The organism is Levilactobacillus bambusae (assembly GCF_003124125.1).
Taxonomy (GTDB): domain Bacteria; phylum Bacillota; class Bacilli; order Lactobacillales; family Lactobacillaceae; genus Levilactobacillus; species Levilactobacillus bambusae.
Genome location: NZ_QCXQ01000002.1, coordinates 739,333 through 753,898, shown reverse-complemented (window position 1 = coordinate 753,898; position 14,566 = coordinate 739,333). Strand labels below are relative to the sequence as shown.

General features: G+C 48.4%; 15 protein-coding genes and 1 riboswitch. Of the genes, 7 read left to right on the top strand and 8 right to left on the bottom strand.

From position 1 onward, the window contains the following. The first annotated feature begins 174 nt into the window (after positions 1 to 174). Positions 175 to 1,485: an NCS2 family permease gene (locus DCM90_RS06430; protein ID WP_109250500.1), complete on the top strand. Its 1,311-nt coding sequence runs from the start codon at positions 175 to 177 to the stop codon at positions 1,483 to 1,485. A gap of 261 nt (positions 1,486 to 1,746) precedes the next feature. Here the strand turns inward: DCM90_RS06430 and DCM90_RS06425 are convergent, their stop codons facing one another. Genes DCM90_RS06425 through DCM90_RS06415 form a run of 3 tightly spaced genes read right to left on the bottom strand, consistent with a single transcriptional unit; the run spans position 1,747 to position 3,498 of the window. Beyond that, positions 1,747 to 2,547 carry a DUF4097 family beta strand repeat-containing protein gene (locus DCM90_RS06425; RefSeq protein ID WP_109250499.1) on the bottom strand — a complete coding sequence of 267 codons (801 nt, stop codon included), beginning with the start codon at positions 2,545 to 2,547 and terminating at the stop codon, positions 1,747 to 1,749. Beyond that, the gene (locus tag DCM90_RS06420) at positions 2,531 to 3,184 is read right to left on the bottom strand and encodes a DUF1700 domain-containing protein (protein WP_109250498.1); all 654 of its coding nucleotides are present in this window, start codon (positions 3,182 to 3,184) and stop codon (positions 2,531 to 2,533) included. Before DCM90_RS06420 ends, DCM90_RS06425 begins: the two co-directional genes overlap by 17 nt. Continuing rightward, positions 3,184 to 3,498, bottom strand: a complete 315-nt coding sequence (locus DCM90_RS06415; protein ID WP_109250558.1) for a PadR family transcriptional regulator — start codon at positions 3,496 to 3,498, stop codon at positions 3,184 to 3,186. Before DCM90_RS06415 ends, DCM90_RS06420 begins: the two co-directional genes overlap by 1 nt. 154 nt (positions 3,499 to 3,652) lie before the next feature. On the opposite strand from DCM90_RS06415, the gene DCM90_RS06410 reads away from it, so the two are divergent. Further along, positions 3,653 to 4,048, top strand: coding sequence for a winged helix-turn-helix transcriptional regulator (locus DCM90_RS06410; RefSeq protein ID WP_109250497.1), 396 nt, complete (start codon positions 3,653 to 3,655; stop codon positions 4,046 to 4,048). A gap of 127 nt (positions 4,049 to 4,175) precedes the next feature. Here the strand turns inward: DCM90_RS06410 and DCM90_RS06405 are convergent, their stop codons facing one another. Next, on the bottom strand, positions 4,176 to 4,883 hold the full coding sequence (locus DCM90_RS06405) for an MIP/aquaporin family protein (protein ID WP_109250557.1): 708 nt from the start codon (positions 4,881 to 4,883) through the stop codon (positions 4,176 to 4,178). 229 nt (positions 4,884 to 5,112) lie between these two features. Further along, positions 5,113 to 5,529 (bottom strand): MerR family transcriptional regulator, encoded by a 417-nt coding sequence (locus tag DCM90_RS06400; RefSeq protein ID WP_109250496.1) that lies wholly within the window; start codon positions 5,527 to 5,529, stop codon positions 5,113 to 5,115. A gap of 170 nt (positions 5,530 to 5,699) precedes the next feature. On the opposite strand from DCM90_RS06400, the gene DCM90_RS06395 reads away from it, so the two are divergent. Beyond that, positions 5,700 to 6,224, top strand: a complete 525-nt coding sequence (locus tag DCM90_RS06395) for a QueT transporter family protein (RefSeq protein ID WP_225365984.1) — start codon at positions 5,700 to 5,702, stop codon at positions 6,222 to 6,224. Between the two features lie 199 nt (positions 6,225 to 6,423). Here the strand turns inward: DCM90_RS06395 and DCM90_RS06390 are convergent, their stop codons facing one another. The 3 genes from DCM90_RS06390 to cls all read right to left on the bottom strand — a co-directional run bounded on the left by DCM90_RS06390 (position 6,424) and on the right by cls (position 9,792). Next, the gene (locus DCM90_RS06390) at positions 6,424 to 7,107 is read right to left on the bottom strand and encodes an ABC transporter ATP-binding protein (RefSeq protein WP_109250495.1); all 684 of its coding nucleotides are present in this window, start codon (positions 7,105 to 7,107) and stop codon (positions 6,424 to 6,426) included. Beyond that, positions 7,107 to 8,174 carry an ABC transporter permease gene (locus DCM90_RS06385; RefSeq protein WP_109250494.1) on the bottom strand — a complete coding sequence of 356 codons (1,068 nt, stop codon included), beginning with the start codon at positions 8,172 to 8,174 and terminating at the stop codon, positions 7,107 to 7,109. Before DCM90_RS06385 ends, DCM90_RS06390 begins: the two co-directional genes overlap by 1 nt. Positions 8,175 to 8,340: 166 nt before the next feature. After that, positions 8,341 to 9,792, bottom strand: coding sequence for a cardiolipin synthase (gene cls, locus DCM90_RS06380; RefSeq protein WP_109250493.1), 1,452 nt, complete (start codon positions 9,790 to 9,792; stop codon positions 8,341 to 8,343). A 107-nt stretch (positions 9,793 to 9,899) separates the two neighbouring features. Here cls and DCM90_RS10010 point away from each other — a divergent pair, with 107 nt between their 5' ends. The 4 genes from DCM90_RS10010 (at position 9,900) to ade (ending at position 14,562) form a co-directional block, all read left to right on the top strand. Beyond that, entirely contained in the window at positions 9,900 to 10,055 is a 156-nt protein-coding gene (locus DCM90_RS10010; protein WP_165815235.1) for a hypothetical protein, read from the top strand. Positions 10,056 to 10,156: 101 nt separating this feature from the next. After that, the gene (locus DCM90_RS06375; RefSeq protein ID WP_109250492.1) at positions 10,157 to 11,341 is read left to right on the top strand and encodes a baeRF6 domain-containing protein; all 1,185 of its coding nucleotides are present in this window, start codon (positions 10,157 to 10,159) and stop codon (positions 11,339 to 11,341) included. Between the two features lie 249 nt (positions 11,342 to 11,590). Then, complete coding sequence (gene guaB / locus DCM90_RS06370) at positions 11,591 to 12,739, top strand: IMP dehydrogenase (RefSeq protein WP_109250491.1); 1,149 nt, start codon at positions 11,591 to 11,593, stop codon at positions 12,737 to 12,739. Then, a riboswitch (purine riboswitch) is annotated at positions 12,728 to 12,825 on the top strand. (Overlaps the previous gene by 12 nt.) A 60-nt stretch (positions 12,826 to 12,885) precedes the next feature. Next, entirely contained in the window at positions 12,886 to 14,562 is a 1,677-nt protein-coding gene (gene ade / locus DCM90_RS06365) for an adenine deaminase (RefSeq protein WP_109250490.1), read from the top strand. The last annotated feature ends 4 nt before the right edge of the window (positions 14,563 to 14,566 follow it).

Below are 14,566 nucleotides of genomic sequence, written 5' to 3'. Positions count from 1 at the left end.
CGTCCAATTTCATAAATGTTCGGTTTTTCGAACTTTTCGGTTTTGAATTCTTTTTAAGTTCGGTTATTGATTTTAACAATAAAATATCGTACACTATAGACAGTGATTTAAGCATAAAAACACGAACGATATCCAAAAACGTTCGTGTTTTGCTAATTTGGAGGGCATACTTTAATGCAAAAGATTGCAGATTATTTTCACTTTGACGAGATGGGCACCAGCTTTCGGATTGAATTCATTGCGGGTTTAACGACGTTCGTTTCCATGGCCTACATTCTCTTCGTAAATCCTAACGTCTTAGGAGCGTCCGGAATGGATAAGGGTGCGGTCTTTACCGCCACCGCCTTAGCAAGTGCGTTCGGTTGTTTCTTAATGGGGATCTTAGCCAATTATCCAATCGCCATTTCAGCCAGCCTTGGAATTAACGCCTTTTTCTCTTACTCCGTAGTAATTGGCATGCATGTTCCATGGCAGACGGCCTTAGCGGGCGTTTTTGCCGCTTCAATTTTATTTATGATCTTAACTGCCTTTAAGATTCGGGAAAAAGTAGTGGATGCAATTCCTGCCGACCTTAAAATGGCGATTAGCGGCGGAATTGGGATGTTCATTGCCTTTCTGGGCTTAAACGAAGGAGGACTAGTCGTTGCCAACAAGGACACCGTGGTCGGATTAGGATCATTCGGCGTTCAGTCAACCTGGCTGACAATCTTTGGGTTGCTCCTCACGTTAATCCTCATGGCACGAAAAATCCCGGGAGCCATCTTCATTGGGATGGTCGCCAACGTCATTTTAGGTTTAGTGACCGGAATTATTCCAATGCCCACCCACTGGGTAGCGGCAGTCCCAAGTATTAAATCAACGTTCTTAGTTGGTCTAACTCATATCGGAAGTATCGATACCATTCAGTTACTCGTAGTGGTGCTGACGTTCCTCCTTGTGACCTTCTTTGATACAACCGGGACATTAGTCGGTTTAGCAACCCAAGCTGGTCTGGTAAAAGATAACAAAATTCCCCGCGTCGGAAAGGCCCTCTCTGCGGACTCCACCACGATGGTTGTGGGATCCCTCCTCGGAACATCACCCATGGGGGCCTTCGTGGAATCCTCTGCCGGAATTGCCGTTGGTGGCCGTACCGGATTTACCGCGATCGTTGTCGGCGTGCTCTTCCTGCTTGGTTCATTTTTCTCGCCTATGCTCACCGTTGTGACGAGTCAGGTGACCGCTCCTGCCCTAATTATCGTTGGAATTTTAATGGCCCAATCCCTAAAACAAATCCACTGGGAAGATTTTGAAATCGCAGCCCCCGCCTTTTTAATGGTCATTGGCATGCCCCTCACCTACAGTATTTCAGATGGAATTGCCTTAGGCTTTATTACCTACCCATTAACCATGATTGCTGCTAAACGCGGTAAGGAAGTCGGCGCCATGATGTACGGGTTAGCCGTGGTATTTGTCATCTTCCTGATCATTTTAAACATTGATTAAGAAGGTTACGGATTCCAAAAGTCGTGAGCTTCTTCCACCCCTTTTGATTCGATTTCTGATACTATAATGAACGTATCAAAGAGTGATACGCTTCATGACTTCGGGGGACGTTTTATAAACGATCATTTACCCGCTTTAATTAGCGGTTTTACAGAAGTTGGCCTCAGGGGCTAACCAAAAGTTCATGACGCAAAAAAGTCGGTACATCATCACAGCGAGGATGATGACCGGCTTTTGTTTTGCTTACCTTTATTTTTTCACTTACTGCTGGGCATGGGTTACAACGAGAACGTGACCCCGCTTAGCGGTCAACCGATACTGCTGGTCTGCACTATTATTCACGCGGTTGGTATGGTGTCCAAAGACGGTAACTTCTTTTCCAACGGCCTGAATTCCCGTCCGTTGATTCGTAATCACGTTGACATCGCCCCGCTTGGCTTCAGCCGTTAATGCAGTGGTCTGGTTCCGATTCAAATGCACGTTGCCGTATACACTACTTAACGTCATTGCGGGAGCCGTAACGTTAGTCAAGTACAGATCCCTACCATTCCGAACTTGAATTGTCTTGGCCTGCACGTTGGTTAACGTGGTGTTGCCGCGATTTTGCAGGCGAATGTTAGCAGCAGAAATCCCTGTCATCGTCACGTCACTTAGCTGGGAATCGCCTTCAACAGCCGTTAATTTTTGGGTTGTCGGAACCGTAATCTCTACTCGATCCAGATTAACCGGGGATCCATCTAGCGCTGACTCCTGGTTCCCCTGATTTTGGCCATCCTTAATGGTTAATTGGTGACCCTCTTTAATCACCTGAACTTTCTCTCCAACGACGGAGGTCGTCTTAACCCGAAATCGATTTCCCGTTTTAATGGTTACTGGATCGCTGGTTTTCAAGACGAGTTTGGTGACGTGCTGAGGTTGATAGGTAGCCGCCGTTTCTTCAACGGTCACAAAATGATTGTCATGCCAGATAATTCCTTTAAGACCGTGGTTGGCTAGTCCTAGCACCAGTAGGATGAAACCAAAGATGGCCACAAATAAACCGAATTTAAACGTTTTTTTCATGGTGGGTTCCCTCCTTTTCTGGCCGCCGAATTTTACGGTATAGCCGTTTAACCACTTTTGACACGCCCCTAATAATTAACATGACGGCCCATTCTAAAACGGGGAGGCCCATCATAAAACCGCCAATAATAATCAAACCGGCGCCAATGTAAAAGAGACCGGTAAAAGGCGTGGTGAGGATGACGCCCGCCCCTGCCACAATCATAACGACCGCAACTAGGAGGGCCGCAACCACTAATACGGCTAACGTCAGCACCATGGCACCGGCGACCCCTGCCAGGGCAATTAACGTGGTAATTGCCAGAATAATAACGGGAATGGTAACGGGACTGGACAAAATGGCCAACCCAATCAGAACAATCATACGCCAGACGGAGCTCACCTGATGGCGAACCCGTTTTGCCCCTGAACCCGATCCCGTTTCCGTCTCCCATTCTTCGTCCGACGTTCTAATTGAGTAATCGGCGAGAATTTTACGCGCGAGTGAGCGGGATGAGCCCAACTCTTTGACGCATTCGTCATAGGTCTTTAGTTGGGCATCCTGCAGGTACTCGCTATAGTAGGCCAAGACTTCGCTCTGTTCGTCGGGATTCAGCGGTGCCAACGCCCGCTTAAGTTCCGCTAAGTAAGTGTCCATTATGCTTCTTCTCCTCCCATTAACTGATCAATTGCTTGCCGGTATTGGTGCCACTCCTGTTGAATCAAACGCAGCTGATCATTGCCAGCGGGCGTTAATTGGTAATACCGGCGATTTCGCCCCTGATAAGGCTGATCGTACGTTGTCAGCCATTGGTTTTTCTTGAGGCGCCGTAAAACCGGATAAAGCGTTGATTCCGAGATTGGCAAAACTTCTTTCACGCGGCGAGTCAGCGCATAGCCGTAGTAGTCTTCCTGCTTTAAAAGGGCTAAAACGCACCCGTCTAACAAATCTGAACTAATCGGAATTGCCATCTTACGTTCACCTCTAATGTTATACGTCGTATAGTATTGATTCATGGATAGTATAGCCAATTGTTTAGACTAGGTCAAGCCCCCTTTAACCATTAGCTTTACTTTCAGCGCCCAACTCACTATAATTTGGCTGATTAATAAAGGAGGCGCCGGATTGAAAAAGGTCTATCAAAACGGGGTTGAAGCAACCCTAGATGTGATTGGCGGCAAATGGAAACCCATGATTATTTGTCACTTAGCCGTGCAACCCTTACGGACGGGTGACTTAAGGCGGGCGATTCCGGGAATTACACAAAAGGTCCTCACTGATCAATTACGGGATCTGATTAACGATGGCATCATTAACCGCATTGTATTAGTCAACACCGCGCCATGTAAGGTTGAATACCAGCTGACTTCCTACGGGACCAGCTTAGGCGATGTTCTCATGCAAATGTCCATCTGGGGCGAACAGCGGGTTGCCAACCTTAACCAAGACGGCCAAGATATTCAACTCTTAAACGGCCACGAAGGCTTCTCAAAAATTCAGGGTGGCTCCTCGGTTAGCTAGGTCATCACCCGGCATCAAATCATTTAAGGTAAAAATAGAGGGACTTACCCGCTCCGATTAAAAAAATCGAATTCGGTAAGTCCCTCTATTTTTTCGCATCTAAGATACTTGACGGAATAATCCTTGGCTATTTAACCAGGGTTTGAAGCCCCGCTGCTAAGCAGGCACCCACAATGGGGCCCACCATCGGAACCCATGCGTATCCCCAGTCAGCCGTTCCCTTATTAGGGACCGGAATAATTGTGTAGGCCAACCGGGGTCCCCAATCCCGGGCAGGATTCAGAGCAAATCCGGTGGTGGATCCCAGTCCCATCCCCACCACGGTAATTAAAGTCCCAACGATAAACGGTTTTAACCCCTGAGTAAAGTTGCCGAGGTTTAACAAGACCAGAATAAAAATGAAGGTGGCAATGACTTCCGATAGGAAATCAAACCACGGATGCCGCACCGCTGGCACCGTGGCAAAAATTCCGACCGAGTTTCCTTCGGCCTTTGTTTTAGTGGCTTGAAACAACGGCCAAAACTGGATAATGACGAGGGTTGCCCCTAAAAACGCCCCAATAAATTGGCCCGCAATGTAGGCACCCACGTGCTGCCACGGGAAGTAGCCAAACAGTGCGAACGATAACGTTACCGCTGGATTCAAATGCCCGTCCGACCCTAACGAACCAGCCACGTAAACCCCCATCGTTACCGCTAGTCCCCACGCTAAACAAACCATCGTCCAATCCACACCCTTAGCGTAGGATCGGTTTAAGTTGACGCTGGCACTAGCGCCAACCCCCAAAATTATTAACACGAAGGTTCCTAATAATTCCCCAATAAAGCCTTGCATGTCTGTCACTCGCTTTCTTCTTATTGCAATCAGTGTACCATAGAAAGCGCCATCACTAAATGTTTCATGTGAAACATCCCCATTTTTAGCTAAGCCATAACGAAACCCACAAAAAAGCAGCGTAACGAATTCGATTAACCGTCAATCGAATTCGTTACGCTGCCGTTTCTGTTTGGATTAGATACCTGATGATCCAACCCTGTCTATCATACTCAATCACGCCCTGCCCTCAGGCATTGACGCTCTCCCGGTCGCGGGGTCCCTTTACAAAATTATCTGGATGGTGATTAATCAACGCTTGGGCATAGTGATCGACCTTTTGGTTAACAATCGTGAGTTGATCCTGAAGGTCGTTTAATTGATCCATTGTCCGCTGTTGTTGTGTAACCATGATTTTGTAACGCTCTGGAATGGTGTCGTCTCCATCCAAAGCCAAGTCAACGTAGTGTTTGATATCTGAAAGCGGCATCCCCGTTTTCCTTAAACAGGATACTAATTGGGTCCACTGCAGGGCTTCATCGCCGAATACTCGATTATTGTTGGCATCACGTGAAATGCCTGGAATTAAGCCGTGGTCATCGTAGTAACGAATGGTATAGCTGGTTAACCCGAGCTGATTGGCTACTTCCTGTACTGAGTAAGTCATTGAAGAACCCCCTTAAATGATATGGTGAGTAGTATACCACCATCCGGTTACTTTAAGAAAGTTATTTTGCAAATTTTTATCATTTGGATAAGATTGCCCTTTACGGTGACCGTTCAATTGCGATAAGCTAAGGAAGATTAATTTAATACTTAGCAAAGGAAGGAATCATTTTGCATTCTAAGACTTCATTTTTAGGGATCGATGGCACCGCCGGAATGGTCAAGGCCGCCCTGATTACTGCCCTCTACGTCGTGATAACGATAGTCTTGGCACCCTTTAGCTTTGGCGCAATCCAAGTGCGCCTTTCCGAAGGTTTTAACCACCTTGTTGTTTTCAACAAACGCTACGTGGCTGCCGTGACCATGGGGGTATTTCTATCAAACTTACTGGCCTCAAGCTTTGGCTGGGTAGATGTCATTGTCGGAACGCTCCAAACCCTGATCACGTTGCTCGCCATGAGGTGGCTTAACCGTCATAACTCAAACCTAATTTTAAAGTTGGTCATTAACACCCTCGTGGCAACCTTCTTTATGTGGATTATTGCGTTAGAAGTAACCTTAATGTCCGCAACAACTGCCTTTTGGCCTACGTTCTGGATGAACTGGCTGACCATCGGGATTGGTGAATTTATCGCCATGGCCGTTGGGGGGGCTATTATCTATTCACTCAGTTTCTTCGTGGATTTATACCGCTAGATTATGAGCTCCATGGGAGCATAAGAAAACAGCTACCAGTCCGTTGACTGATAGCTGTTTTCTTATGCAAAAGTCTAGGAAGAAACATCAGCTTGATGTAGCGGAGATCTTAGTTGGGTTACACCACTCAGATCTCTGCGGCTAACCAAGTCATCGAATAATGCCCAAAACCAGCATTTTCCGATGACTCAGTTACTCCTCAAGATCTACCGAGTGATTCCACATCCTTTAATTTACCATCCACCATGTTATAAATCCGGTCGGCGGCCTTTAAGAGGTCATCGTCGTGCGTCACCATAATGACGGCAACGTGATGTTCCTTGGCCTGGTCCCGAAGAGTTTGAACCACTTGAGCGGCCCGCTCAGAATCTAAGGCGGCGGTGGGTTCATCCGCAAAGATAACCGCCGGATGATTGTAAAGTGCCCTGGCGATGGCAACCCGCTGCTTTTGACCACCGGAAAGCTGATTTGGCTTGCTTTGTTTCTCGCCGGCCATGCCCATGGCAGCCAAGAGTTCAGCTTCATAGGCTTCGTCAGATTTCTTATTTAACCGATCGACCAGCCGAAACTGCTCGTCCACCGTTAGAAACGGGATTAAATTAGATGATTGTAAGATGAACCCATAGTCCGCAAACCGAACTTGGCTCAGCTGCTTTTCCTTCATCCGTCCTAAATCCTGACCGTTCAATAAAATTTGCCCGCTCGTTGGGGTCAATAGACCGCCCATCATGGTTAAGAGCGTCGTTTTACCTGACCCCGATGGACCCGTTAGAATAATAAACTCCCCCGCATCAACGGTTAAGTCGAGCGGCTGAACCGCTTGCGTTTCCGTATCGCCGGATTTAAACGTTTTAGCGGCCCGTTTTAACTCTAATACTGACATTAGGCTGTCCCTCCAATCGCACGAATCGGATCAATCTTTAAAATTTGTCGAACTGAGAAAATAGCTCCCAAAACGACCATAGCTAGTAATCCGATCGAAAATAAAGCGACCAGCATGAGGTTATTGGCATACGGTATTCCCGCCGGTAAAATCAGCACCGTCAGCTGGTTAGCGATCAGTCCTAATCCAATTCCAATCACCCCAAGGATTAACGATTGATCAAGAACGCTCGTAATCAGCGTTCGGTTACTAATCCCTTGGGCCCGCATAATCCCGTATACACTAATGTTTTGAAGGGTCAGAATGTACATAAAAATCCCGACAATAAAAAGCACAATAATAAACAGTGCCCCAATCATGAGGCTAAACGTCGAATTTTGGGCGCTATAGCCAGGAATATGAGTGATCAGCGCTTGTGGGGTCAAATTTTTAATACCCTTAATCTGCTGAACGTCGCTCGCCCGCTGGTAAACAATTCCGCTCACATTTTTAACCCGGGCACTCCCGTACCTCAATTGATCGTAGGTCCCTAACGTCGTGTACACGACCGGTAACGTTCCGTACAGGTTATTCCGGGTTAACCCCACAATATGGTAGGAGGCCTGACTCCCGTTAATATGAAGCTGATCCCCCACCTTCACCGTGCCGTTGCCAAGTCGTTCATCAACGACGACCTGATGATTGGTGGTTACCTGGTGCCCCTTAATCAGCTTGGGTTTAATGAAGCTATCAAACTGAATTCCAAAAATGGTGGCATTCAGGTCCTTCTGACTCCCAACCTTGTTGACGACCGCCGCCATTTCCCCAAGGGGTGCTTGGGTTGGCTTCAAGTTAGCAAGGTTAATCTTATCCGGTCCTAGGGTGGACGCTGCTAGGTTCGAGTTGGCGTACTGGCTAATACCAATCCGATTCGCATGCCACTGATCTACCGCTAACCGGTTATCTGACGCCAGGCCATATGCCAAGCCCGTTAAAAAATAGATCAGGTAGGCAATAAGAAAGAGGATCAGGATTACTAGGCCGTATCGCCCCTTATTTGCCTTTAGTTCATGGGTTGCTAAGTACATTTTTGCCCCTCCTTTTACCTTTAGTTATACCTTATCTGTCGATCAAAGAAAACACGTTTAGTCAAGTACCCGCCCTGATACAATCCCCACCCAATAAAAAACGGACCGTCAGCTAGGTTCGATCTCAAATTGATCAAACCTAGCTAACGATCCAACTTCGTTAAACCTATAGAATTGGTGACAGCAGACGGGAAAACATCTGCTTAAATTTCAAGTAGAGGGACTGGTCCGCAAACTTCTGCGGGGTAATCAACTCTGACTTATCAATATCTTCCTGGTAAATTTCCTCCAGCTTCTTCGCTAGTTTTTCATCATACAGGAATGAATTAATTTCAAAGTTGAGTTTAAAGCTCCGAAAATCCAGGTTGGCTGAGCCAACGGATGCCATCCGGCCGTCCACCACCATCGTCTTGGCGTGAATAAAGCCATTATGGTAGTAGTAAATTTTTACGCCATCGTCGGCTAATTGCCGGGCGTAGTACTGCGTTGCCCGGTAGACAAACGGGTGGTCCGGCTTATCCGGTACCATAATCCGAACGTCCACCCCCGACATAGCGGCACACCGCAAGCTATCTAACACACTATCATCAGGAATGAGGTACGGTGTTTGAATCCATAGGGTCTTAGTGGCCTGCTGAATCATCCGCATATATCCCATCTTAATCTGCTGCATGTCAGAATCTGGTCCACTGGAGACGATTTGCATCGTAGTATCGCCCTTGACCTTGATCAACGGGAAATATTTATCTACGAGTTCCCCCTCGGAAAACGGGTGCGCCCGATCCGTAGCGTTCCAGTCCATCATGAAATGGCGCTGAAGGGCAAAGACACCCGAGCCAACAATCCGGAGATGGGTATCACGCCAGAAACCAAACTTGGGTTTTCGGCCGAGGTATTGGTCCCCGATGTTATAGCCCCCGATGTAGCCTTCCTTACCGTCGATGACCACAATTTTTCTGTGATCCCGAAAGTTGAGCCGGAAATCAATAAAGGCGGGGCGGGTTCCTAAGAACCGTTCCACGTAGCCCCCCGCATCTAATAGCGGTTTAAAGAACCGGGTATTCGTTCCCATGGACCCCCATGGATCGTAAATCACCCGGACTTCGACCCCTTCCTTCGCTTTTTTCACCAGCAAATCGCGAATTTCAGTTCCAATGTTATCCGCATAGAAGGTGTAAAACTCAATATGTATACTGGACTGAGCGGCTTCAATATCTTCAATCAGCGAATGAAACAGGTCATCACCGTTGGTAAAAATCTTCACCCGGTTTTTTCGGGCTAAGAACGCTTCATCCGTTGCCATAAACATATTGACCATTGTGGCTGCACCGGTCGTAATTTCATCGGCCAGATTAGCCTCACTGCCGTTTTCAGTGCGCTGTTGATCCAACCGTTTATCGAGGGCTACCGCAACCTGCTGCTGCACCCGAGTTAACTGCTTGTGGGGCATTTGCCTCCCAATAAAGGCGTAAATAATGAACCCAAAAACCGGAAAGACGGTTAAAACCAGGAGCCATGCCCACGTTGCTGCGATATCCCGTTTCTCACGGAACACCGTTATAATCGCTAATATGGCGTTTAGCGTGACGATTAATTCAATGATCTGATGCCAGGTCATTGTATTCACCCCTTTTCGATAGTCCTATAATACCGTAAAATGCGTCAAGTTACTTAATTTTGTCCTAAAATGACGTTAAAATAGGAGGAGAATTGGAGGTTTGCTGAATGAGTCTATCAATGGTTACCCTTCTGGGTGGGATCCATGGGGTGAGTACTTACCGCGTTTTCCACCTGCTCTTTAACGATAATAAAACGGTTGGCCTAATCTTCATCATCGGCGTGGCCCTCTACGCCTTTTACCGGTACATGAATCGGCATTAACGGTGAGCCAATTTCTAGAGTTAGGGACACAGCAGTGCTATGCTTAGAAGGTAAGAAGGCGCTTGATTTTTTCAAACGTACTCATGTCTGGAGGGATTAGTATGGCAGCAACAAACGTTGAATTACAGAACGCTTTAACTTTAGAATCGGATCCAGGTCCCTTTGTTTCGATCTTTATGCCCCTGAACCCTAAGGCACAAAATCGCAGTGAAGATGCTTCGCAATTTAATAGTTTAATTAGCGAAGCCAAACGTGAATTCACAAAGGACTACTCCGAAAAAGCTTGGCACCCCTACGCGGATAAGATTGATCTTTTTATCTCCAGCGACCGGGTCAACAGTGACCGGAGTGCAAGCGGTTTGGCCTTATATATCGGTGCAAACACTCTTCACAGTTTCCCACTTCGGGACTCTGTCTCAAGTTTTTACACAATTAGTAATACCATTCAAATTTTGCCTTTAATTAAAGATTCCCAATTTAGTGTTGAATATGATCTTTTATTACTCCGTCGGAATACTTTCCAATTATTCCACATCAAGGATCTTATTATGGAAGAAATTCACCTTCCAGAAGACGCTCCTACCACCATGGGTAAAGCCGTAGGAACCGATTTAACCGGTGGCCGTCAACGCGAACGTTCCGAAGGGATGGGCGCAGGTACCCACTTCGCTGGTCGGGACCAACGTGACGAAACCAAGGTGGATGACCGGAAGCACTACTTCGGTATCATTGATGAATACATCTTCAAGAACTACAGCAACGTTGATCACTTACCACTGATCGTTGCAGCCGTGACTGAAGACCAAGGGGTTTTCCGCAAACAAAGCAAGAACCTCTACTTGAACCGGGACATTGAAATCACTAAGATTCCAAGCGAACACTCACAAATCAATGAGCTGCAAGAAATCACTTCCGAAATTGCCACGGATTACGCCAAGGCAGACGTTGCCGGCTTAAAGACAAAGTACGATAACGCCGTATCAAGCAAGCGTTACGCTACCGACCTTGAAACCCTTATGGACGCAGCTATTTCAGGTCAAGTTGATACGTTATTTGTTACGGAAGGGGCCTACCTCGCGGGTAAGTTGACCGATGACTTGCACATCGATACCAACACCCCAGAAGGCAAGCGCAACAACCTTCTAAACGACCTTGCCATTACCGTTGCTGGTTTTGGCGGTCAGGTTTACGTTCTGCCAAAGGACGAAACCCCTGCCCGGAAAGATGAACCCGCAGTTGCAATTTTACGGGCTCGCCGGACCGCAGATAAGGAACCTAAGGATTAGGTTTCAACTCCTAAGTAATGAAGGGGCCGGAAATTCCGGAACCTAATAATCCCCAAGCTGAGGTTAATTCCCCGGCTTGGGGATTTTATTAATTGTAATTAATAATTATATTTATCATCCTCAATGTCTCTCACCCAATTTTGATAAAAAAATCGTTCTTGACAGTTTTGGCTCCGGTGGCTACTCTTAATAGCAATCAACTTAATTTCAAATGACTGACTAGCCAAATCGAAGGAGTGTTTATGACCGATGACCAATTGGGACACCAAGTTTGCTAAAGAAGGACTTACATTTGATGACGTCTTGCTGCTGCCGGCCGAGAGCCACGTGTTACCGAACGACGTGGATTTAAGCGTCCAGCTCGCGGAGAATTTAAAGCTTAACGTTCCCTTTTTAAGTGCCAGTATGGATACCGTGACGGAGACGTCCATGGCCCAAGCAATGGCAGAAGCTGGGGGATTAGGCGTCATTCATAAGAATATGTCCGTCGAAGCCCAAGCCCAAATGGTGGCCTTAGTCAAACAGCTGCCCGTTGATTTAACGCTGACCCCAATGGCTGCCATAGATAATAGTGGCCACCTGATTGTGGCAGCGGCCGTTGGCGTCACTTCAGACACGTTAGAACGTACGGCGGCGCTGTTTAATGCGGGCGCTGACGCCGTCATTATCGATACCGCCCACGGCCACTCCGCTGGGGTCCTTCGTAAGGTTAGCGAAATCCGTCAGGCGTTTCCAAACCAAACGCTCATTGCCGGAAACGTCGCAACGGGCGCCGGAACCAGGGCGCTATTCGAAGCCGGAGTTGACGTCGTTAAAGTCGGAATTGGTCCCGGTTCAATTTGCACAACCCGGGTCGTTGCCGGGGTTGGAGTTCCCCAGATCACGGCGGTCTTTGACGCTGCACAGGTCGCCGCTGAATTTGGCAAATCCATCATTGCTGACGGGGGTATTCAATACTCTGGCGATATTGTTAAAGCTCTGGCAGCCGGCGGTAACGCCGTTATGCTGGGCGGGATGCTCGCCGGAACCGATGAAGCTCCGGGTGAAATCATTACCCTGGGAGGCCAGCAGTTTAAGAGCTACCGCGGGATGGGGAGTGTCGCCGCCATGTCTCACGGTTCTAAGGACCGCTACTTCCAAAGCGGAGTCAACGAAGCCGATAAGCTGGTGCCAGAGGGCATTGAAGGCCAAGTTCCTTACAAGGGCAGCGTCCGGGACCTCCTCTTCCAAATGATTGGCGGGGTACGATCCGGGATGGGTTACACGGGTTCCGCCACCGTTCAGGATTTAATTGACCATGGTCAGTTTGTCCGAATCTCTAACGCCGGGCTGCGCGAATCCCACCCCCACGACGTTCAAATCACCACTCAAGCCCCTAACTACAAACCAGAATCCTAATTATTTGTTTATATAAGGCCGTAATATGGACGGCAGTCTCTACCCAACGCCGTAAACGTTGGACTATAAGCAGAAAGTGAGCGCAAGCCAACACTTTTTGTGTTGGTTTGCGCTCTTTTTTGTAAACCCAAGGGAGTAAAACTCATTTGACAACCACCGTTGATTTAAAACTAACCGGCGCTCAAGTTCTGAACGTCTTTTCCCGCCAATTTGAACCACTTACCCTTTGGATTACCGGCGGTCAAATTATTAGCAACCAACTCGACGCCAACCTTGAAGCCACCAAAACCATTGACTTAACGGGAAAATGGGTGGTGCCTGGTTTGATTGACGCCCACGTCCACATGGAAAGCGCCCTCGTTTCACCTAGTGAGTTTGGCCAAGTTGTCTTAAACCACGGGGTGACAACCATTGTTACCGATCCCCACGAACTAGCTAACGTCACGGGAATTGACGGGATTACCTACCTCATACAGGACGCCCGCCAAACTCCGCTGGACGTTCAATTTATGCTCCCATCATCCGTACCCTGTGTGCCCTTTGACCATAACGGGGCCACCCTGTCCGCAGCCGACTTAGCAGATCTTTACGCCTATCCCGAAGTCAACGGATTAGCTGAGGTCATGGATTACCCCGGAATCGTCCGCCACGATGCCGACCTCCTTCAAAAGATCCAGGACGCCCGCCGCCACGGTGACCACGTGGATGGACACGCCGCCGGATATTCGGAAGCCATGTTGAATCAACTCGCAGGAGCAGGAATCGATACGGACCACGAATGCGTCAGTGTGGCAGAAGCAGAGGCCCGGTTGCGGGCCGGGATGGCCGTTTTTTTACGGCAGGGCAGCGTTGAGAACGACCTGTTAAACACAATTGGGGCGGTCACCGAAGCCAATGCCCACCGGTTTGCCTTCTGTACCGATGATAAAACCATTTCGGATTTGGTTCACGAAGGATCCATTGACCATAACGTTCGCTTAGCCATTCAATCGGGGATGCGTCCAGCCCTCGCTTACACGCTGGCAAGTTACAACGCCGCCCAAATTCACCGGCTCTGGAACCGGGGCGCCCTTTCGGCGGGATACTTAGCCGATCTCGTTGTCCTCGATAATCCGGAAGCCGTCACCATCAACCGGGTTATGAAAAACGGGCAGTGGGTGACAGCAGAATCAGTCACAAAGCCCCTGGCCTTTACCCAAAACACCATGCACCACCACGTTCAATTAGCCGACCTCCAACTGCCGTTGCACGGGCAACCCGTTCACGTGATGACCATTGAGCCTAACCACATTACCACTGGGCACGACCTTGCTGCCCTCCCCAAAACACCCAACTTTGAGGCGGATCTGACTAACGACCTGCTCAAAATGGTCGTTGTCGAACGGCACCGCCGCCTCGGCACCGTTGGATTAGGACTTGTTCACGGGTTTCAACTCACGTCGGGCGCCGTTGCCACGTCAATTGCCCACGACGCCCATAATATCGTGGCGTTTGGGACGTCCGATGCGGATATCTTACTGGCAATCCAACAAATCACCGCAACCAACGGAGGGATTGCGGTCGTTAATCAGGGGCAGGTTTTAGCCTCAATGCCGCTAGCCATTGGTGGAATCTTATCCGACCAGCCCTACGCCACCGTTTCGCAGCAGCTTACCTCGCTCACAGCCGCCTACCAATCCCTGAGCACCGCCGATCCGTTTGATCCCTTTATTACGCTGTCGTTTCTTACCCTGCCGGTCATTCCGACGTTAAAACTGACGGATCAAGGCCTCTACGATGTCGAACGGGGACAATTCATTCCGCTCGAAGTTGACGAACCCTAGCAAC